Here is a 20,678-nt window from a genome sequence, read left to right as displayed (position 1 = left end):
ATTTCTCATTGAGTAGTCCAGCTTTGAGGGATTAAAATGCAAGGTTTAAAGTGGGATTAGAGTACAAGGTGAACCGCAGAAGTTGAAGCCTGAGGAGGCCAGCTTCGAGACATTCCGGTGGTTTCCGTTACCAAGGATGGCGTTAGAAGGTCCGGGAAATCACTCGCTTTCCGTGGTAGAGTAGAGAACTGATTTTAAAGAGGGGACATCTCCCTCTTTTACTTTCAGCTCCCCCTCATCAAACCGTACGTGAGGTTTTCCCTCATACGGCTTTCCGATGTTCTTCTTTCTTTGGCATTACGGTTACCCTAGTCAGCTAAACGCACTAGTTTATGCTGGATTTGTTTCTCTACTTCGTCCAGATGACCATGAAGCGTGCGTCGCTGTCTTTTCTTGTTGTTAAACAAGGCTAAGCGCTTCAAAACGTACCAGTCTATCCGATTCAACCACTTCTTCGAGGCAGGCGACAAGCGATAATAGTTCTTAAACCCTTGTAACCTACGATTCAAACCTTCAACTAATTCGTGGAGGTCCATGTGTAGCTTGCTTCTCGGTTCGGTAAACGCTTTGATTTTCGCTCGCATTTTCTTCATGGCTTCTTGCTTTGGGAAGTGAGACATGGCATAGATCGTCCAACCACCCTTCTTTTGATACGGGAGCTTCCGATTATGAAAACCTAAAAAGTCAAAGCCATCCTCATCATTCCAAAGGTTCACAAGCTTTGATTTCTCTGTATTAAGAGTAAGGTCCAACTTCATCATAATTCCCTTAATGGCACGAATACTTTCCAAGGCCTGTTGTTTGGTTCTACACATGATGACAAGATCATCTGCGTAACGAGTGATTTCTCCTAAATGTTTGAACTTCTTTTCCCATAGTTGGTCCATGGTGTCCAAGTATATATTCGCTAAAAGAGGTGATATCACACCACCTTGAGGAGTCCCGGTAAGAGGGTTTCTGACATTCCCTTCTTCCATAATCCCTGCTTTCAACCATTTTCGGATGAGCTTTAGTACCCGCCTGTCATTGATTCGTTGTTCAACTAGCTTCATTAATTTATCTTGATTAATATTGTCAAAATAACCTTGGATATCGACGTCGACTACCCAAAAACCTTTCTTACTAGCCTTTCGAATCCTCGCCATCGCTTGATGGGCATTCCGTTTTGGACGAAAACCAAACGAACAGTCATGAAAATCAGCTTCAAATATTGGTTCGATAACCATTTTCGTTGCCATTTGTGCCACGCGGTCTTTGATTGTTGGAATTCCTAGTGGACGATTCTTTCCATTGTCTTTCAGAATGTAAGTGCGGAGGACAGGACTTGGGTGATAGTTCTTTTCTTTCAACTCTATATAGAGTTCATCAAGGAACTGATCTTCCCCATATTCCTCGACAATTTCTTCAATCGTCTGTCCATCAACTCCACTACTTCCTCTCTTACGTTTCACTCGTTGCCATGCTTCCCGTAACGTATCTGGAGAATAAATCTTGTCGTAAAGCGCATGAAATCTACGCGTTGGGCTTTCCTTGGCACAAAGATATAACGTCTTCCAGAGTTTTTGAGCTTTAACATTATCGGTGTAGTTAGTCATTTTCTTGACATTCACTGACTCTTACCTCCTTTAGACATACAAACAAAGCAGAGGTCCTTTCCTAGACTACGTTTTGTTGTCGTAATCATCACAGGTACTATGACCTCCTCCGACTCCCTCTCATCCGTCCACCACTTCATGTATTCCACATTTATAGGCTTCCGCTTTATTTCTATAGAAATGATGAGGAGGGTCTCCCTAGTTCCATTCATTCCTTTTCGAACATATCGCTCCCTCTACTCCGAGAGATTCTTCGATGCTGATTCCAAGGTCATCACATCTTCCATGGTCTTCACCCACATGCCCGGGGTTCGACTTCTCCTTGTCCTGCATGAGGCAGGGGCTCTTAACGAAGCGGCAGGATTCACTTTATGTTACAATCTGTTCGTTTGCTGGCACAGGGCTTTAACCTTAAGATTTCTCTACCAGTCACCTGTCAGCTACCGAGCGTCTTGGCACTTACTCGGATTGGACTTTCACCAATAAGCAATTAATGGCTTGCTAGGCACGCGGCATGTGGTGAGCTTCCTCAGGCTACGCCTTGCGGGATCTCACCAATCATGTTCATCCCAGTCGAGTAAGCGGGAGCTCATATCGAATGAGCTCCTCACTCCTCACAGAACCGTGCGAGCGGTACTACCGCACACGGCTCTTCCTATCATCATTCACAGAATATAGCTGAGTTCATCTCTTAATTCGTAGATGTTGACTTTGGTCCGCAGTTTCGGCAGGGGATAACGTTGAAGGAATAAGGAAAATTTATCCCATCGAAACGATTTCCTCTGACTTCTACGGTTCATCCACTTGAATAGAAGGCGTTTCACTTCATCTAGGAAGTCCCCTACCGCTTTCAGGTTATCCGTTATACAATAATAATTGTAATACCCTTGAAGGGATCGATATAGCCGGTCCATGATCAGCCGGATATCCATCGTTCGGTTCGCTTTCAGCCAGGCTTTCTGGCTCTTCAATTTCGCTCGGACTTTCTTGCGACTGCTTTTGCGCTTCACTCGAAACGTACCTTTCTGGCTTTTTCCACAGTAGTGGGTAAAGCCGAGGAAGTCGAAGGTTGGGGGTTTGGTTTGTCCCTCTCTTCGACTTCTTTCCTCGGCGAATCGACCGAACGGTAAGATGTTCGTTTTGTCTTCGGCTATTTCGAGGTTGAACTTCCGCAGTCGTTTGATCAGCGATTCATAGAAGTTTTCTGCGTCCTGTTGATATTGAAAACAGCACACCCAATCATCGGCATATCGAACGATGTAGGCTTGTCCCTTACATTGTTTACGGACGACTTCCTCGAACCACAGGTCCAACACGTAATGAAGGTACACATTCGCAAGGACTGGGGATATGATGCCGCCTTGCGGTGTTCCCTGGTCACTTACGTAGTACTTACCTTCTTCCATGTATCCACCTTTTAGGAATCGTTCAATGATTCGTAAAAGGTTGGGATCCTGGATTCTGTGTTTAAGGAAGGTCATCATCCATTTGTGATCCACGTGGTCAAAGAAGCCTTTGATATCGGCATCGACCACGTAATTGACCTTGCGCTTTTCGAGGTATACATTCAGAATCTTGAGCGCATCATGACAGTTCCGGTTTGGACGAAACCCGAACGAGCTGTCCAGGAAGTCCTGTTCATAGATGGCGTTGAGAATCTTCGTGATCGCCCGTTGGATGATTTTGTCCTCATGATCCGGGATGCCTAACGGTCGTTTCTTCTTCGATCCCGGTTTCTCGATATAGGATCGTTTCACCGGGACGGGTCGGTAGGCTTTCTTCTTGAGACGTGTGACGAGCTGTTGAATATTCTCGTCCAGTTTTGCCGCATAGCCCTCTTTCGTCACGCCATGAACGCCTGTGGCTTTGCCTTTCGGGAGTTCATGGTGACATCGTTTGAGGTTCTCTTCATCTAAGAGATGGACAAGGGATGTAAACCTCATGTCCGGATCTGACTTCGCTACTTCTGATATCCTTGTCAGTTTCGTTTCCACAATGCATTCCACCTCTGCGTGTAGATTATGTTTCTCTTTCAAGGTCGATCACAGGTAGCGTCCTTCCCTCCACCGGCATTACCCGGCTTCTTCGGTACTATGACGCTATCCGACTTCCTTTAGGCATTTGACAGTCCTCACTTTATTATCGCTTGTCAGTCATTACTCTTATCGAGACCTAAAGGATCTCCCGAGTTGCCGTAACATATCGATGTGTAACGTGCCGTGGTCATTGACTCCGAGGAAGAGGTTACTCTCTTGCCGTTTTTCGATCTGTAACCCTGTTGCTTTCTACGCTCCTGAACGCATCAGCCTTCCTAAATTACGAATTTCGGAGCTTTTCCCTTCAACCTTTTGGCTTACGGCCCATCACCTAGCTGTCTACGCTTAAAGTCAGCTGTTACCAAACTGCCCTCCAAGACTCGCTACGAGTGAATGGCTAGTCCTTTCTCGACGGGCATCCCACCCGCTATATGTTACGACCTATGCTCGGTCGCTCCAGGAGTCTCGCAATTTCCCGGACCTTCTTGCTTTTTTGAGGAGAACGGAAATATCTTCACGTGAGCAGAAGCCTCATACGTGAAAATCGTGGGGCTGTGTAATTATTGCCATTGAAATGTTCCACTTAGGACATCAAATTAACCTGTAATGTAGATTTGGAAATGGTTTTACAAGGGTAGGCATACACGCCAATTAAGCTCCTAGCCATACCTCGTTTTTTAACTAGTAGCTCAATAGATATAACAGATACCTCATACTTTAACAGTAACGGTAGAACGGCATGAGTCCGATAGAAACATACGGCAAGGGGCGGTGGGGAAGGGGGAGACTCCAGTGGGATACGCGGGTTAGATGAGACCCCGGAAGGCGCCAGCCTGAGGAGGCTCAGCGCACGCCCACGGAAAGCGACTCCTTCCCCACCGCCCCTTTCTCCACACAATCATCTCGGAATCGAATCTTCAACAATCCTGCTCTGTTAATTTAAGATCAATTCTTCACAAACTCCACAAATATTTTAATACAAAATTATAATTACCTACTTGGTCTATAAAAATCAACATAGCAAATAGCATACCAATTAACATAGTAGTTACTTCCACATAATGAGGCGTTAATTAAATAATCCAACAAAAAAAATGCTCGGAGCAAAAAAGCGGGCTCGGAGCATTTTTAATACCATTTATTGTGGTCATCACTTGTTAATTTGGGCGCGCATTATATTATGATTTCTGCAACTTCTTTGGTCGTTATACCTTGCTTGAGAATTGGTGTAGTGTTTCAATAAGCACATCTAGCTTACCTTCAATGCGATGAAGCAAATAAAATGTCACCGCAATAGGAAAGCCTAAATCTGTTATAAAAGGCAACCAATTTTCCATCAGAATTCACTTCCTTTTCCCCTATCCTTTTTAAGTTATAGAAAAAGCCGCTATCTTCTTACATAGCGGCTTTAACTTCCTTACAATTCTATGCTCGTAACATTTCTTTCAACAATTCTGGCTTCCTTCTTAGCAACTAAATCTCCTCCGCTAGAATAAAAACAATTTTCAGCAATGATTGCATCCATCGCTGCGTTGATTTCAGTCTCATCTGCAGGCTCAATAGGTTGATCAATAGAAATCGTGACAACTTTATCTTCTTCATTTAAAAATTTCAACTCAAGCTTTTTCATACTTATTCCCCCTGGCTAGGATTCATCTAATTTTAAAGATCTACTAAAATAGAACGGTCATTTCTTTCAATTGTTGATAGTAAATTTTGTTGAAGAGCTTCAAGTGCTATAGCTACATTATAAAGTTGCTCTTCCGTTGCTACCATTTTCACATTGTTAAAAGATTTGCGACGATACGTTACATTTCCTTCTTCATCAGTGCCATTTTCAAAGACGAGTTTCAACTGTGTATTGACCATATCTGCTGTTACTGCCATGTCAACCACCTCCTTTCACTTCTATAATCGATAGAAATGAAGTTGAGGTGTCCTTAAAAACAAAAAAGTGAACGTCTTTTTAATAAGTAGTTCCGATACCCTGGAGAACATCTAAAATAACAGTACAAATAACATAGTGACAATAGCTATAGTCAACGTGCTACATACTAGGCTAATTATGGTGTAATTTGTAATGTTGATTTTGGTAAACCAAAAGGAATATTGGGATTTATGTTAAAATATATAGAGAGATTGTGGACGATTACAATTAAACCGTATTATTGAAGACTTGAATTCGAGATGTTTGTGTGAATATAGGGGCTGCGGGAAACGGTTCGCTTTCCATGGGGCGGGCGCTGAGCCTCCTCGGACTTCGTCCTGTGGGGTCTCAGCTGTCCCGCACATCCCATAGGAGTCTCCCCGTTTCCCTCCGCCCCTTTACCATATAAGTGTCTCGATACCCCTTCAAGAAAAGGCAGCCATTCCTAAGTTTGCATGCAAATCTTGATAGCGGGCGGTCCTATTAAAATCCTTGATAGAGAGAGGTTCATTGCAATAGAACACGGTTAGTGGAAGATAGTCCTTCTGGGAAAGGGATTCGTTTCCACACATCGAATGGGGGGGCTTGGGAATCTCCCCGTTTCCTAGCCACCCACTCCCATCTATGAATAGCCTACAATTTGAAGAACCCATTACTGAGGTTTCCGTCTGCCTCACAATGGCAAGGAGGGCCGGGAAATCACGAGACTCCACTTTTAAAAGCGGAGGCGCCTTGGTCAGCGGCGTATGGACTGGACTGAGCTGTCGGAGATAAAGGAAACACGAAGAACATCGTGATTCGATGTTGACTTATCGTACAGAAGCGAGGGAAGTCTCACTAGCCGCTAGGCGCAGGAGCTGGATAACGCCGATAGGATTGATGAACCAGATTTAGCCTTCGTCCTTATAAAGCGTAAGAGCTGGGATGAACATGATCGGTGAGATCCCGCAGGGCGATAGCCCGAGGAAGCTCGCCACATGCCCATGGAAAGCGAGTGATTTCCCGGACCTCCAAACGCTTTCAACCATAACGGAAACAACATCTCTCGATAATGCTTAGAATTACATTAATATATTTTTTTGACATATCATAAACCCTCCTTAATCAATGAATCATTGTGGCTCACATCGCTTAGAGAGCTTCCGAATCTCGCCCTTACCTGGAAAATAATGTACTTATACTACCTAAATTACCATATGCTGGCCATCGAGGAAAAGATGATCAATGTATAACCTTCCCTTTAAGAGAGATTCTGTCATTTTCACTTCACGCTTGTACGCAAAAGTGTTTCATTTGTATTTCAAACCCATATAAATGAAGAATATATTTTGCTATAATTGGAAGTCTACCAATTCAAAGGGAGGATAAAAAATGAAAAAATTTACTATATTAATATTTGTTCTTATCTTAAGTCTTCTAGCTGCCTGTTCTTCTGATGAATCTGGTAATGACACAACAGAAGAGCCATCTACAAGTGCAGAGGGCGAAAATACAGAAGAAAAGACTGAAAACGAAAAAGATGGAGAGAAGGTTGAAGTAGATAAAGGTCTTCTGAATGTTGAAGTTACCCTTCCTGCTTCTATGGTAGAGGGACAAAACATGGATCAAATCACAGCAGAAGCTAAGGAACAAGGTGTAAAAGAAGTAACACAGAACGATAATGGTTCTGTAACTTATAAAATGTCTAAATCCGCGCATAAAGAAATGCTTAAAGAAACTAAAAAGGGTGTCGTGGAAAGTGTAGAGGAAGTGAAAAACAGCGGAGACTACTCATCTGTTCAAGACATTACGTATAATGACAATTTTACTGAGTTCACCATGGTTGTAGACCAGAAGAAATATGAAAACAGTATGGATGGTTTTGCTACCATGACTCTAGGTATGTCCGGGATGATGTATCAAGTATTTGAAGGTAAAGGTGAAGATGAATACTCTGTAAACATTACTATTGAAAACACATCAGGTGAGGAATTTGATGAAGTTAAGTATCCAGAGGCTATAGAGCAAATGGAAAATAACTCTCAATAACAATTAAAATTTTTAGAGGCTGCCCATTTCATTCGGCAGCCTCTTTTTTCACTTCTTCCTGGTCATTTCATCGAACCAACCGGCTTGTGATACAAACTCACATCCTTCCGCTGCCAACTGTTCTACGATTTGAATTTCAGTGCGATATGTAATAGGTACGGTTAGGGAACGAAGATTAACGGCACCCTACCCCCGCTGTGCTATAACTACAGTTGGGGCCCTTTTTCAAGATTCTAATAGGACCTAACAGGAGAGATGAGCTGAAGATAAGATGAATTATTTTGAGGTTTTATAATAATTGATTTCCATTTAACCTGCTCGTTTAAGTACGGTTCACAATCTCCACATTTATTTTAACATGAATTGGAAATTACACTCTTAATTAAAAAATCAACATCACAAAAAAAGATAGACCAAATCATATGCGATTTGGCCAGCTAGTTGGTAAGCTATTTCGTATGTTTATCCACCGTAACGGAACTACTTAGAATTAAGTGGGCCGTCCTTCGTTACTCTTCTCTTTTTTGAAACTCCTTTTCCACCCATTCCGTGAACAACTGAAAATCCTTTTCTACTTGACGCTTATAAAACATTTCCATCTGGGTAAGGTCGTCAACGAAGCGGTCGAGATTGCCGATCGCCTTCAGAATCTCAACTTCACTTTCATGCGGAAGGGAAGCATCCACATCCGAATCCGCACGCGCGTGGATTTTCGCAGTTACTTTCCCCATCGTTTCCACGGTCGCAAGCATGCTGTTTCTATCAAGCAGCTGTTCCGGATCCACCTCTTCTGCAAAAGCGGTCGATGATCGCCGAAACCTAACTCGTCTAAATTTCTTTTTAATTCACGACTGGATGTACCGAAATATCCCGCAAATTCGACGCCATCATACCCGGTTTCAGCAACCTTACGCAAGGTTCCTAAAAAGCTGATAATATAAGAGAACAAAAACTAAATCAATCAATATATAGAAGGAAATGTCAATGAGACTGCCGATATATAGTAGGTGGTCCCATTGTATTTTTCTTTGTAAGGACTTTTTCAGTGGCCTCGACGAAGTCCAAGGAGGCTCACCGTACACGGGAAGCGAGTTATTTCCCCGACCTCATACTTTAACAGTAACGGTAGAACGGCACGATTCCGATAGAAACTTACGGCAAGGGGCGGTGGGGAAGGGGGAGACTCCTGTGGGATACGCGGGTTAGATGAGACCCCGCAAGGCGCCAGGAGGCCACTGAAAAAGTGAATTTATTAAGAGAATCAACTTAACCAACCACTATATGTACGATTGATATTTTATTTAAAATCAACATGTTGACTGTGATTCTCTTCCCGTATTAAATTCAAACACTTTTTCAGTGGCCTCGGCGCCAGCCTGAGGAGGCTCAGCGCACGCCCACGGAAAGCGACTCCTTCCCCACCGCCCCTTTCTCCACACAATCATCTCGGAATCGAATCTTCAACCCTCCTGCTCTGTTAAACGTTGACAATAGGTGTTGCCATTATGTTATTTGAGTTGCAATTTGGTCTGATAATTAGCATGTTTTTTCATAAATCTCTTCGCCGTATCGGAGCTACTTATTATCACATTCAGGTTCCTTATTATTTCTTTTTAATAAATAGGGGACTATAGTAAAATAATTGATCATGGAAGAGAATGTTGAGTAACTCTTCATGATAGGATATGTCGAAAGCTGATCAAAAGGAGTTTATTGTTATGCCAGAAGGTCCAGAAATTCGCAAAGCTGCTGATGAGGTAGAAAGAGCACTCGTTGGTCAGTCTGTAAAAGAGATATCTTTTGCCTTTCATCATTTACAGCACTACCAGGAAAGACTAAAGACGGCTTCTATACAAAAAGTAGAAACAAAAGGCAAAGCAATGCTGATACGATTCGATAATGGTTATACGATCTATTCTCATAATCAATTGTACGGGAAATGGTATGTAGGCAAAGCCTATGCCTATCCAGAAACAAACCGTCAGCTTCGGTTAGCCATCCATAATGAGAAAAATTCAGCACTTCTTTATAGCGCCTCAGATATTGAAGTCCTACGTGATGAAGAGGTGCCACTTCATCCCTTCATTGCTAAAGTAGGTCCAGATCTATTAAATGACAAAGTTTCGGTCACAGATCTTGTTCGTCGCTTCCAAAGTAATAGATTTAGAAAGCGAAGGTGGACTTCCTTACTTTTAGATCAAGCCTTTATCGCCGGTATCGGAAATTATTTACGCAGCGAAATTTTATTTGTGTCCGGCATTCATCCAGAGCTAAGACCGATCGATTGTACAGTGGAACAGCTGGAGAAAGCAGCCCGAACCTCTATTGATTTGATGTGGAGATCGTATCAAAATGGAGGAATTACCAATAATTTAGAATTGGTTCAACGTTTAAAAGATCTAGGAGTCGCTCATGATCAATACAGGTACTGGGTATTTAATCGGGAAGGTCAGCCTTGTCGAATGGATGGTACAGAAATCATAAAAATCATGGCTGGTTCTCGCCGTTGTTATTATTGCCCAACTTGTCAAAGCAAAGAATTATAAAATATATGCTTGGCAAGAATTTCACTACCCATCGTTAACTTTCCAAATGAATAATAAGGGAGACGCCGTTTATCAGTCGCTGACCCTGGATTAAAAAGCATTGTTTTCTTTGAAAATTTGAGAAGCGGCAAGTGGGAGTGTCCAAAAATAATAAGATCAACTTTTTCTTGGTCAAATTCTTCAACCACGCGTTTTTCTGTCGTTTTCTTTTCTCCATGTCCGTGGACAATCCCTATAGAAAAACCTTGAATACTTATGATCTGACGGCGCGGAACAAGTTGCTTTATTTCATCTGTATCTACGTTGCCATAGACACCAATCAGTTTGCCATATTGCTGGAACTCTTCATAAACTTCAGGGGTTTGCCAGTCGCCAGCGTGGATGACTAAGTCCGCCTTTTTCATCTCTTGTTTTAATCGATCCGGCATCGGTTTATTTTTCTTTGGCATATGAGTATCAGATACTACGACAATCTCCATATTCTTCACTCCTGTCTTATTCCTTCTAAGTGCCATTACACTTATATATCAAAAAGACCACCTTTTTCTATAAAGAAAAAGGTGGCCTGACCTACTTATTCGATCGGTGATTTATTGGGAGTTCCCGCTTTACGCGGATACTTTTTAGGAGTTTGACGGCGTTTTTCTATAATAGCGATGTTGCGTTCACTTCCTTCTTCAGGTAGATCAAACGTATGAACATCGACAATCTCGCCTCCAACGGTTTGAATCGCCATTTGTGCAAGTTTCATTTCATCCCGCAAGTTGGGACCTTTCATAGCGAGAAAGTACCCACCTTTTGCTGTTAACGGCAGACACAATTCACTAAGCACGGACATTCGAGCTACCGCACGTGCCATCACAAGATCATACCCTTCACGAAACTTCGGATTTTTACCAAAATTCTCAGCACGATCATGATAAAAAGCAACATCATTCAACCCAAGTTCGTGGGCTAAGTGATTCAAAAAGCTGATTCGTTTCTTTAATGAATCGACAATTGTCACTTTAATTTGTGGAAAAGCAATTTTCAAAGGGATACTAGGAAATCCGGCTCCCGCTCCGACGTCACAAATGTGAAGCGGCTGATTGAAGTCATGATAAAAACCCGCCGTTAACGAATCATAAAAATGCTTTAAGTAAACACCTTCACGATCCGTAATAGCCGTTAAATTCATTTTTTCATTCCACTCTACCAATATTTCGAAATATTTCTCAAACTGTTGTTGCTGTTTGTCGTCTAATTCGATGCCTTGGTCTTTTAGTGTAGTGAGGAAGGTATTTGTATCCATAAGTCCACCCTTTCCCTATTCGCCAGAAACGCGGGCAATTTTCCCTTGTTCAATATACACAAGAAGGATAGAAACATCAGCTGGATTTACACCAGACACACGAGAAGCTTGACCTACTGATAGAGGGCGAACCTCTTTCAATCGATCACGTGCTTCTGTTGCCAACCCATGAATGTCATCGTAATCGATGGATTCAGGAATCGTTTTTGTTTCCATTTTGCGCATACGCTCGATTTGTTCGAGTGCTTTTTTAATATAACCTGTATACTTCATTTGAATTTCTACTTGTTCCGTTACTTCTTCACTTAGCGATACGTCGCTTGGTGTAACTCTTGCAATTAATTCATACGTCATTTCCGGACGACGAAGCAAGTCTGTGGCACGAGCGGCTTCTTTTAGACGACTGCCTCCCGCTTCATCTATCGCAGCTTGAACGTCATCAGTTGGTTTTAATATAACTTTTTCTAGACGAGCTTGCTCTTGTTCAATCAAACGCTTTTTCTCAAGGAAGCGTTCATAGCGTTCGTCAGAAATCGTACCATATTGATGTCCAATTTCGGTAAGACGTAAATCCGCATTATCATGGCGAAGCATTAAGCGGAACTCTGCACGTGATGTTAGCAGACGATACGGTTCATCGGTACCTTTTGTCACAAGATCATCGATCATAACACCGATATAGGCTTGTGAACGGTCTAAAATAAGCGTGTCTAAGTCCAGGGATTTGGCAGCTGCGTTAATTCCGGCCATTAGACCTTGTCCAGCCGCTTCTTCATAACCTGAGGTGCCGTTAATTTGTCCGGCAGTAAATAGTCCACTAATCTTCTTCGTTTCAAGTGTAGGCCATAGTGTAGTAGGCACGACAGAGTCATACTCAATCGCATAGCCTGCTCTCATAATTTCTGCTTTCTCAAGTCCAGGAACGGTCTCCATCATTTCCTTTTGAATAAATTCAGGAAGGGATGTGGAAAGCCCTTGAACGTAAACTTCTTCTGTGTCACGGCCTTCAGGTTCTAGGAAGATCTGATGACGCGGCTTATCATTAAATCGAACAATTTTATCTTCAATGGATGGGCAATAACGTGGCCCTGTACCTTTGATCATACCGGAGTACATCGCAGAAAGACCCAAGTTATCATTAATGATTTGATGGGTAGTTTCATTGGTGTACGTCAACCAACATGGAATTTGATCGGTAATAAATTCCGTTGTTTCATAGGAAAAGAAACGCGGTTCCTCTTCGCCGGGCTGAATCTCGGTCTTAGAATAATCAATTGTACGGCTGTTCACACGCATTGGAGTTCCCGTTTTAAAACGGACCATTTCAATACCAAGTTCTTCTAACTGCTCAGATAAAGAAACAGACGTACGTTGGTTGTTTGGACCACTTTCATAAGATAGGTCACCAATAATCACACGCCCACGCATAAACGTCCCTGTCGTTACTATTACTGTGGGAGCATAATAGGCGGCTTTCGTTTCCGTCACGACCCCTTTAATTTGATCATCCTCTACCAGAATCTTCTCTACCATTCCTTGGCGTAGAGTCAAGTTCTCTTGAGTCTCAAGCACTCGCTTCATTTCTTTTATATATAAAGGTTTATCAGCTTGTGCACGAAGCGCACGAACGGCTGGTCCTTTTCTCGTATTTAATAAACGCATTTGAATGTGTGTTTTGTCGATAACTTTCCCCATCGCGCCACCTAAGGCATCGATTTCGCGTACGACTACTCCTTTTGCCGGTCCGCCGATGGACGGGTTGCACGGCATAAACGCAACCAAATCTAAGTTCAGTGTTAGCATAAGCGTCTTCGCACCGCGTTTTGCAGCTGCAATCCCTGCTTCCACTCCAGCATGACCGGCACCAATAACAATTACATCATAATGCCCTGCATCGTAAGTCATTTTGGTCGTCTCTCCTTTAATTTATATTATTTCCCTAAGCAAAATTGTGAAAACAGTTGGTCAATTAAACTTTCGTGTACAGCATCTCCGATAATTTCACCGAGTAGTTCCCACGTACGTGTGACGTCGATTTGTACAACATCAATGGGAACCCCCATATCCATACCGTTCTTCGCATCTTCTAAAGCTTGATTTGCTTCTTTTAGCAGCTGCACGTGACGAACGTTTGAGACGTAAGTCATATCGCCGGTATCAAGATCGCCTTCGAAGAACGTGTTGGAGATGGCGTTTTCGAGCTGATCAATGCCTTCTTCACGAATAAGTGCTGTCGTAATAACTGGATGATCAGCTGTTAACCTTTTAACTTCATCAATATCTAATTTCGGTTCTAGGTCTGTTTTATTGACGATAACGATGATATTCATATCGTGAACAGCTTCGAAAAGCTTCTTATCTTCTTCTGTTAGTTCATCTCCATAGTTTAACACAAGGAGGATGAGGTCGGCTTCTTGTAATACTTGTCTGGAGCGTTCAACTCCGATACGTTCAACAATATCTTCGGTCTCGCGAATGCCTGCGGTGTCAATTAGTCGTAATGGGACACCTCGTACGTTTACATACTCTTCAATTACATCTCGAGTAGTTCCTGGTACTTCAGTTACGATGGCTTTATTTTCGTGCACGAGGGCATTCATTAGAGAAGATTTTCCTACATTAGGGCGACCGATAATGGCTGTGCCTAACCCTTCTCGTAAAATTTTCCCTTGCCGTGCAGTTTCTAGTAATTTATCTACTTCTTCTTGAACTTCTTTCGTTTTCTGCCTCATCATATCGTTCGACATTTCTTCCACATCATCATATTCAGGATAGTCAATGTTCACTTCGACGTGGGCGAGCGTTTCAAGAAGTTTTTGACGAAGTTCTTGAATGAGGTTGGATAAACGGCCGTCCATTTGTTTTAATGCAACGTTCATGGCTCGGTCTGTTTTAGCACGGATCAAGTCCATGACGGCTTCCGCCTGGGAAAGGTCGATTCGTCCATTCATAAATGCTCGCTTTGTAAACTCTCCTGGCTCAGCTAATCGAGCTCCGGCAGCTAATGCAATTTCTAGGACGCGATTCACAGAAACGAGTCCACCGTGGCAATTAATCTCCACGACATCTTCACGTGTAAAGGTTTTGGGAGCACGCATCACAGAAATCATCACTTCTTCTGCAATTTCTTCTGTTTGCGGATCCATCAACTTCCCATAATGCATCGTATGGGAATCTACTTGAGTTAAATTTTTTCCTTTAAAAAGTGAAGTTGCAATCGATACAGCTTCCGGACCGCTTAATCGAACGATCGCGATGGCACCTTCGCCCATTGGTGTTGATATTGCCGTAATCGTATCCATTTCCACACGCGGTCACCTCCTTCTTGAATTTTTTATCTATAGTTATCCACATGGGGATGAAAATTAAACTCACTAACATAATAGCTTATCATACTTTGGGGTAGTTTGGAAAGAGGGTGGTTGTTTTTATCCACATGTGTATAACTTTTAAGTTCTTCTATTTACTCATAAAAAAAATGTTCCTGCCAATTTTTTTGACAGAAACATTCTATAACATCTACTTCATTTTCTTAGCTTTATGAAGGACGGATAACAATATGACGTTTGGGATCATTACCTGCTGAATCCGTCTCTACTTGATTATTGTTTTGCAAAGCAGCATGAATAATCTTTCTTTCGTAAGACGGCATTGGTTCTAGGTTAACCGATTCTCCAATCCGTAACGCTTTGTCGGCGAGACGATTGGCTAAGGTTTCTAGTGTTTCTTTTCTTCGAGCCCGGTAGTTTTCAGCATCGAGCATGACCATATAATATTGATCAGCATCTCGATTAACAGCAAGTTGAACGAGATATTGCAATGAGTTTAGGGTTTGTCCACGTTTACCGATGAGCATGGCGATTTTTTCACCAAATAATTCGATAAAAATGTCACGCCCATTTACTTCTGTCTTTACTTTAACAGGCGCTCCCATTTGCTCTGCTACTTCTAGGATGAATGATTCGGCGTCCTGCACTGGATCTTTAACGATTGAAACTTTTACAATAGCTGGTTTCGTTCCAAAAATTCCCAAAAACCCTTTTTTACCTTCATCAATGACTTCAACTTCTACCTGGTCCTTTGATGTCTGTAATTGTTCTAGTGCTGACTGGACCGCTTCTTCAACTGTTGTTCCCGTAGCAGTTATCTGATTCACTCGGCTGTTCCTCCCGTCGTATCTTTCATCATAGGCTTACGTATGAATAAAGTTTGTAAGATCATAACGATGTTACCGACGATCCAGTATAAGGCTAATGCGGATGGGAAGAAGAATGCAAATGTACCAATCATTAATGGCATAATGTACAACATCATCTGCATTTGCGGATTTTGAGCAGCCGCGCCGCCCGCCATCATTAGCTTTTGCTGTAAGAAAGTTGTTGCAGCAGTCAATATAGCTAGAAATGGGTCAGCAGTGCCTAGTTGTAACCAGAGAAAATCATGAGTCTGAATCGTCTCTGTACGCATAATCGCGTGATAGAACCCAATTAAAACGGGCATTTGCACGACGATTGGTAAACAACCGGCTAGCGGATTAACGCCATTCTTTTGAAATAGCTGCATTGTTTCTTGTTGAAGCTTCTGCTGAGATTGAGCATCTTTTGAGCTATACTTCGAACGAAGCTCTTGTAGTTGTGGTTGGATTTCTTGCATCGATTTTGAACTTTTAAGCTGTTTTACGTTTAATGGCAGTAGAACCAAACGAATAATGATCGTTACGATTATAATGGATAAACCATAGCTTCCACCTGTAGAATCAGCAAAAAATTGCAGCGTTTGAGATAACGGAAAAACAATATATTCATTCCAAAAACCTGTACTATCCTCGGTGATTTCCTGGTTAACTTGGGTACACCCGGATAAGAACGTAAGCACACCTGCCATTGCAAGTAATGCTATCCATTTGTTACGCAACGTCCTTCCTCCTTACACATTCACTTTCACTATAGAGTAGTGTAGCACTTTTCCATAGGTCATGACTATACAAATTGTCAGTTTCGCAACTTTCTATCTAAAAGTTTTGACTTATGAAGGACATGAGTCAAACTACTCTTTATTTCATGAAAGCCCATCTGATGAGTCGGTTTCCTTGCAATGATGATGAAATCATATTCAGGTTTAATTTGACCTTCTAATTCATGAAAAGACTGTCGCAAGTATCTTTTAATCTGATTTCTCATGACAGCATGACCAATCTTTTTACTTACCGATAACCCAATTCGAAAATGCGCTTGATCCTTTTTCTTTAAAAAATAAAGGACAAGTTGTCGATTAGCGAAAGACTGGCCATGGTGAAATATCTGTTGGAATTCTTTATTCTTTTTTATTCGGTAAGTTTTCTTCATGGACTCAAGACCTCCGAAAAGAAAAGCGCACGCGCCTTATCTAAACTTAGACTAGAAAAAAGACCACTGATTTTTTCAGTGGCCTATGCTGATAATACTTTTCTTCCTTTACGGCGACGACGAGCAAGAACGTTGCGACCATTCTTCGTACTCATACGACTACGGAAACCATGTACCTTCTTGCGCTTACGAGTATTTGGTTGAAATGTGCGTTTCATTATATATACACCTCCTGAGGAAAATTCCTTTACATACTTTTAAAAGGCATTCCCGATAATTATAAGCAATGACCTATTCTATGTCAATGACCTTTCTCTATCAATAGATCAACCGCACGTTAAAACAGTTATATAACAGATGTTGTTATATAACACTGAATGATGTCGTTTTTTATGCTTTTTCAGAGAACATTCACAGGGGCTGTGTATAGTTTTTTCTCTACTTTAAGACTATCCACAACAAATATCGACAAGATATTCACATCATCTAGTGTTGTGGAGGGATAATATCTACAAGGGGTTGAAATTGTGGATAAGTTCACCTAAACCATTGCATGAAGTGACTTTATCTGGTACTATATTTGTGTTTAACTGTGATTGTTCAGAATTCAAATGTAAAAGTATTCACAGGTTGTGGATAACATGTGGACATGTGTTAACAAGGTTGTTTAAACACTTATTAACAGGAATGTGGATAATGATAATAACATGCATCATCCCTTTTTTAGAAAGAGGATGCTCGTCCACAAACAATTTCAAAAGAATGGCTTTTTTCGTTAAACAAACATTATACAAACACCTTTCGATCTTTTTAACGCCGTTCGAAAAAGAGAACGAAAGGCTTTTTTGTTTTCAGAAATTGATAAATTGTAGAAAGGGGTGAAAACTTGGAGAATATTCACGAACTATGGGACAACACGTTAGAAAAGATAAAAGAAAAAATAAGTAAACCAAGCTTTGAAACCTGGCTAAAGGCAACCAAGGCTGACTCTTTAAACGAAAACTCGTTAACGATTGTTGCTCCGAATGAATTTGCTAGAGACTGGCTTGAAAATCAATATGAAAGTCTCATTACTGAAACACTTCAGGAGGTTACTGGAGCACAATTATCAACCAAATTCATTATTCCTGAAACGAAAGATGATCAACTCGATGATGTAAAACTTGCAGATAAAAAGAGGGCTAATGTAAGAGATAAAGGTAATGAAGAGTCAACACAAAGTATGCTCAATTCCAAATATACCTTTGATACGTTTGTTATAGGATCAGGCAACCGTTTTGCCCATGCTGCATCTCTAGCTGTAGCAGAGGCACCTGCAAAAGCATATAATCCCTTATTCATATATGGGGGGGTTGGTCTAGGTAAAACTCACTTAATGCATGCCATTGGGCACTATGTCCTTGATCATAATCCCAACGCAAAAGTTGTTTATCTATCATCTGAAAAATTTACGAATGAGTTTATTAACTCGATCCGTGATAATAGAGCCGTGAATTTTCGCAATAAATATCGGAGTGTCGACGTTCTGTTAATTGATGATATTCAATTCTTAGCTGGAAAAGAACAAACCCAAGAGGAATTTTTCCATACATTTAATACTCTTCACGAAGAAAGTAAACAAATAGTAATCTCTAGTGATCGCCCACCAAAAGAAATACCCACTTTAGAGGATCGCTTACGTTCACGTTTTGAATGGGGGCTGATTACTGATATTACGCCTCCAGATTTAGAGACAAGAATCGCCATCCTTCGTAAAAAAGCGAAGGCAGAAGGTTTAGATATTCCTAATGAAGTCATGCTTTATATTGCCAATCAAATTGATACAAACATTCGCGAACTTGAAGGTGCACTTATACGAGTTGTTGCTTATTCTTCCTTAATTAATCATGATATAAACGCCTCGCTAGCAGCAGAGGCTTTAAAAGATATAATCCCTAGCTCAAAGCCGCGTGTCATTACGATTCAAGCTATTCAGGAACTGGTAGGGGAAAAATATAATATTCGTTTAGAAGACTTTCCAGCTAAAAAGCGTACGAAATCGATTGCCTTTCCACGCCAAATAGCTATGTATCTATCTCGAGAATTGACCGATTTCTCTTTACCAAAAATAGGTGAAGAATTTGGCGGACGAGATCACACAACTGTTATTCATGCTCATGAAAAAATCTCTAAAATGATCGCAACAGATCAACAGATCCAAAAAGAATTGGATGAAATCACAGAACAATTAAAAACGCACTAGCTGAATAGTGTGTATAAGTAGGTCACATACATCAACAACTTATACACATGTGGATAATCATGTGTGACTTAAAGAAAAAGTGTTTATCCACAAATCCACAGGCCCTACGACTTCTATTACTACTTTTTATAATAATAATTAATATATACAGGAGGAATTTCATCCATGAAATTTTCAATTCAAAGAGAACAATTAATGGAGAGTGTACAGAATGTGATGAAAGCTATTTCGTCACGAACAACGATTCCAATCTTAACGGGAATTAAATTAGAGGCTACACCTAGTGGAGTTAAGTTAACAGGTAGTGATTCTGATATCTCTATTGAATCTTTCATTCCTGCTGAAGAAGATGGAATTGTATATGTTGAAAATATTGAACCTGGTAGTGTAGTACTCCAGGCAAAATATTTCCCAGATATCGTTCGTAAGCTTCCTCAAAAAAATGTTGATATAGAAAATGATGACAAACGCAATGTAACGATACGTTCAGGAAAAGCGGAATTTCACTTGAATGGCCAAGATGCTGAAGAGTATCCCCAATTACCCCAACTTCATACAGAGGATAGTTTTGAATTGCCAATAGATTTATTAAAAAGTCTTATTCGACAAACTGTCTTCGCAGTTTCTACATCAGAAACGCGCCCCATTCTAACGGGGGTACACGTGAAAATTGAAAACGGTGAACTTCATTTCACTGCTACTGACAGTCATCGACTTGCTTCACGTAAAATTCCTTTAGAGAAAAGAGAAGGACAAGGTGAAGTGCCTGCGGTTGTCATTCCTGGTAAAAGTTTAAATGAATTAAATAAAATTCTGGATGATTCAGAAGATACTATCGAAATTAGCGTGACAGAAAATCAAGTTCTATTTAGAACACAACATTTGTATTTCTTATCTCGTCTATTAGATGGCAATTACCCTGAGACTTCTCGCTTAATTCCTGATCAAAGCAAAACCATTGTAAAAATTGACACAAAAGATCTCTTACAATCAATTGATCGCGCTTCTCTATTAGCTAAAGAAAATCGCAACAATGTTGTTCGATTGATTGCAAGAGATGGGAACCAAATTGAAATTAATGGGAATTCTCCTGAAGTAGGAAATGTAGTTGAAGAGGTTACTGCCAATTCGATTGAAGGAGAGGAATTGAAGATTTCCTTCAGTGCTAAATATATGATGGACTCTTTAAAGGCAGTAAATAATGAACAAGTGAAGATCGAATTTACTGGAGCCATGCGCCCATTCCTTATTCGTCCAGTCGATGATGATCAAATTTTACAATTAATTCTTCCGGTACGAACGTACTAAATTTTTAGGCTGATCTTACTTATCATGCTTTTGTTTAGGTGAATAGGAGATGGGAAGCAACTGAGGCCACTGAAAAAGTCCAATCCATCAAGAACCCCCGCTATTTACTTTCTAAATAGACGGGGGTTCTTGTATAATAGAGGTACTAAATATAAATTAAGGGATTGGATACACTTACGGAACCAACCCCCTTCCTCAAATCAGGCAACTAGTAATATTAACGTTTTAATATAGCCAATTTTTAAAAAGCCGTTTTGAAAATCACATCATGACGGTTTTTTACTTTTTAACGAGAAATGACGGACAATTTATCTATTTTCTGTTATATTCTTCGGTTTACTTTCCTTAAGGCAATATCTT

Annotated in this window: 18 protein-coding genes and 1 pseudogene; 4 read left to right on the top strand and 15 right to left on the bottom strand. The window is 41.0% G+C overall.

Annotated elements, in window-relative coordinates:
- Positions 1 to 308 precede the first annotated feature (308 nt).
- From ltrA (ACFQIC_RS14640) to ACFQIC_RS14620, 5 genes are all read right to left on the bottom strand, one after another.
- The gene (gene ltrA / locus ACFQIC_RS14640; RefSeq protein WP_204708781.1) at positions 309 to 1,610 is read right to left on the bottom strand and encodes a group II intron reverse transcriptase/maturase; all 1,302 of its coding nucleotides are present in this window, start codon (positions 1,608 to 1,610) and stop codon (positions 309 to 311) included.
- Positions 1,611 to 2,260: 650 nt separating this feature from the next.
- Positions 2,261 to 3,589, bottom strand: coding sequence for a group II intron reverse transcriptase/maturase (ltrA, locus tag ACFQIC_RS14635; RefSeq protein ID WP_204708780.1), 1,329 nt, complete (start codon positions 3,587 to 3,589; stop codon positions 2,261 to 2,263).
- A 1,247-nt stretch (positions 3,590 to 4,836) separates the two neighbouring features.
- Entirely contained in the window at positions 4,837 to 4,968 is a 132-nt protein-coding gene (locus ACFQIC_RS14630; RefSeq protein ID WP_204707987.1) for a YvrJ family protein, read from the bottom strand.
- 80 nt (positions 4,969 to 5,048) lie between these two features.
- Positions 5,049 to 5,261 (bottom strand): DUF2922 domain-containing protein, encoded by a 213-nt coding sequence (locus ACFQIC_RS14625; RefSeq protein WP_204707988.1) that lies wholly within the window; start codon positions 5,259 to 5,261, stop codon positions 5,049 to 5,051.
- 32 nt (positions 5,262 to 5,293) lie between these two features.
- Positions 5,294 to 5,518, bottom strand: a complete 225-nt coding sequence (locus tag ACFQIC_RS14620; RefSeq protein ID WP_204708779.1) for a DUF1659 domain-containing protein — start codon at positions 5,516 to 5,518, stop codon at positions 5,294 to 5,296.
- A 1,411-nt stretch (positions 5,519 to 6,929) separates the two neighbouring features.
- Between ACFQIC_RS14620 and ACFQIC_RS14615 the strand changes: the two genes are divergently transcribed.
- The gene (locus ACFQIC_RS14615; RefSeq protein WP_204711588.1) at positions 6,930 to 7,586 is read left to right on the top strand and encodes a hypothetical protein; all 657 of its coding nucleotides are present in this window, start codon (positions 6,930 to 6,932) and stop codon (positions 7,584 to 7,586) included.
- A 509-nt stretch (positions 7,587 to 8,095) separates the two neighbouring features.
- Here the strand turns inward: ACFQIC_RS14615 and ACFQIC_RS14610 are convergent.
- Together ACFQIC_RS14610 and ACFQIC_RS14605 are read right to left on the bottom strand one after the other, a co-directional pair.
- Positions 8,096 to 8,431 (bottom strand): DUF2252 family protein, encoded by a 336-nt coding sequence (locus tag ACFQIC_RS14610; RefSeq protein WP_204711606.1) that lies wholly within the window; start codon positions 8,429 to 8,431, stop codon positions 8,096 to 8,098.
- A pseudogene (locus tag ACFQIC_RS14605) lies at positions 8,404 to 8,535 on the bottom strand (hypothetical protein); the annotation flags it as partial. The gene ACFQIC_RS14610 and the pseudogene ACFQIC_RS14605, both read right to left, overlap by 28 nt.
- Before the next feature lie 769 nt (positions 8,536 to 9,304).
- Between ACFQIC_RS14605 and nei the strand changes: the two are divergent.
- Positions 9,305 to 10,132: an endonuclease VIII gene (nei, locus tag ACFQIC_RS14600; RefSeq protein ID WP_204711586.1), complete on the top strand. Its 828-nt coding sequence runs from the start codon at positions 9,305 to 9,307 to the stop codon at positions 10,130 to 10,132.
- Here nei and ACFQIC_RS14595 read toward each other — a convergent pair.
- The 8 genes from ACFQIC_RS14595 to rpmH all read right to left on the bottom strand — a co-directional run bounded on the left by ACFQIC_RS14595 (position 10,114) and on the right by rpmH (position 16,986).
- Positions 10,114 to 10,611 carry a metallophosphoesterase family protein gene (locus ACFQIC_RS14595; protein ID WP_204711584.1) on the bottom strand — a complete coding sequence of 166 codons (498 nt, stop codon included), beginning with the start codon at positions 10,609 to 10,611 and terminating at the stop codon, positions 10,114 to 10,116. The two genes, nei and ACFQIC_RS14595, sit on opposite strands and share 19 nt — an antisense overlap.
- Positions 10,612 to 10,706: 95 nt before the next feature.
- Entirely contained in the window at positions 10,707 to 11,423 is a 717-nt protein-coding gene (rsmG, locus tag ACFQIC_RS14590) for a 16S rRNA (guanine(527)-N(7))-methyltransferase RsmG (protein ID WP_204711582.1), read from the bottom strand.
- A 15-nt stretch (positions 11,424 to 11,438) separates the two neighbouring features.
- Positions 11,439 to 13,328, bottom strand: coding sequence for a tRNA uridine-5-carboxymethylaminomethyl(34) synthesis enzyme MnmG (gene mnmG, locus ACFQIC_RS14585; protein ID WP_204711580.1), 1,890 nt, complete (start codon positions 13,326 to 13,328; stop codon positions 11,439 to 11,441).
- Positions 13,329 to 13,354: 26 nt separating this feature from the next.
- Entirely contained in the window at positions 13,355 to 14,731 is a 1,377-nt protein-coding gene (gene mnmE, locus ACFQIC_RS14580; RefSeq protein ID WP_204711578.1) for a tRNA uridine-5-carboxymethylaminomethyl(34) synthesis GTPase MnmE, read from the bottom strand.
- Between the two features lie 230 nt (positions 14,732 to 14,961).
- Positions 14,962 to 15,579: an RNA-binding cell elongation regulator Jag/EloR gene (jag, locus tag ACFQIC_RS14575; RefSeq protein WP_204711576.1), complete on the bottom strand. Its 618-nt coding sequence runs from the start codon at positions 15,577 to 15,579 to the stop codon at positions 14,962 to 14,964.
- Positions 15,576 to 16,337 carry a YidC family membrane integrase SpoIIIJ gene (gene spoIIIJ, locus ACFQIC_RS14570; RefSeq protein WP_204711574.1) on the bottom strand — a complete coding sequence of 254 codons (762 nt, stop codon included), beginning with the start codon at positions 16,335 to 16,337 and terminating at the stop codon, positions 15,576 to 15,578. Before spoIIIJ ends, jag begins: the two co-directional genes overlap by 4 nt.
- A 77-nt stretch (positions 16,338 to 16,414) precedes the next feature.
- On the bottom strand, positions 16,415 to 16,768 hold the full coding sequence (rnpA, locus tag ACFQIC_RS14565; RefSeq protein WP_204711572.1) for a ribonuclease P protein component: 354 nt from the start codon (positions 16,766 to 16,768) through the stop codon (positions 16,415 to 16,417).
- Between the two features lie 83 nt (positions 16,769 to 16,851).
- Positions 16,852 to 16,986: a 50S ribosomal protein L34 gene (gene rpmH, locus ACFQIC_RS14560; RefSeq protein ID WP_204711570.1), complete on the bottom strand. Its 135-nt coding sequence runs from the start codon at positions 16,984 to 16,986 to the stop codon at positions 16,852 to 16,854.
- A gap of 668 nt (positions 16,987 to 17,654) precedes the next feature.
- Here rpmH and dnaA point away from each other — a divergent pair.
- Positions 17,655 to 19,010, top strand: a complete 1,356-nt coding sequence (gene dnaA, locus ACFQIC_RS14555) for a chromosomal replication initiator protein DnaA (RefSeq protein ID WP_204711568.1) — start codon at positions 17,655 to 17,657, stop codon at positions 19,008 to 19,010.
- A gap of 165 nt (positions 19,011 to 19,175) precedes the next feature.
- Entirely contained in the window at positions 19,176 to 20,318 is a 1,143-nt protein-coding gene (dnaN, locus tag ACFQIC_RS14550) for a DNA polymerase III subunit beta (RefSeq protein ID WP_204711566.1), read from the top strand.
- The last annotated feature ends 360 nt before the right edge of the window (positions 20,319 to 20,678 follow it).

The organism is Halobacillus seohaensis (assembly GCF_042663045.1).
GTDB lineage: Bacteria > Bacillota > Bacilli > Bacillales > Halobacillaceae > Halobacillus_A > Halobacillus_A seohaensis.
This window is presented reverse-complemented; position numbering and strand designations above follow the sequence as displayed.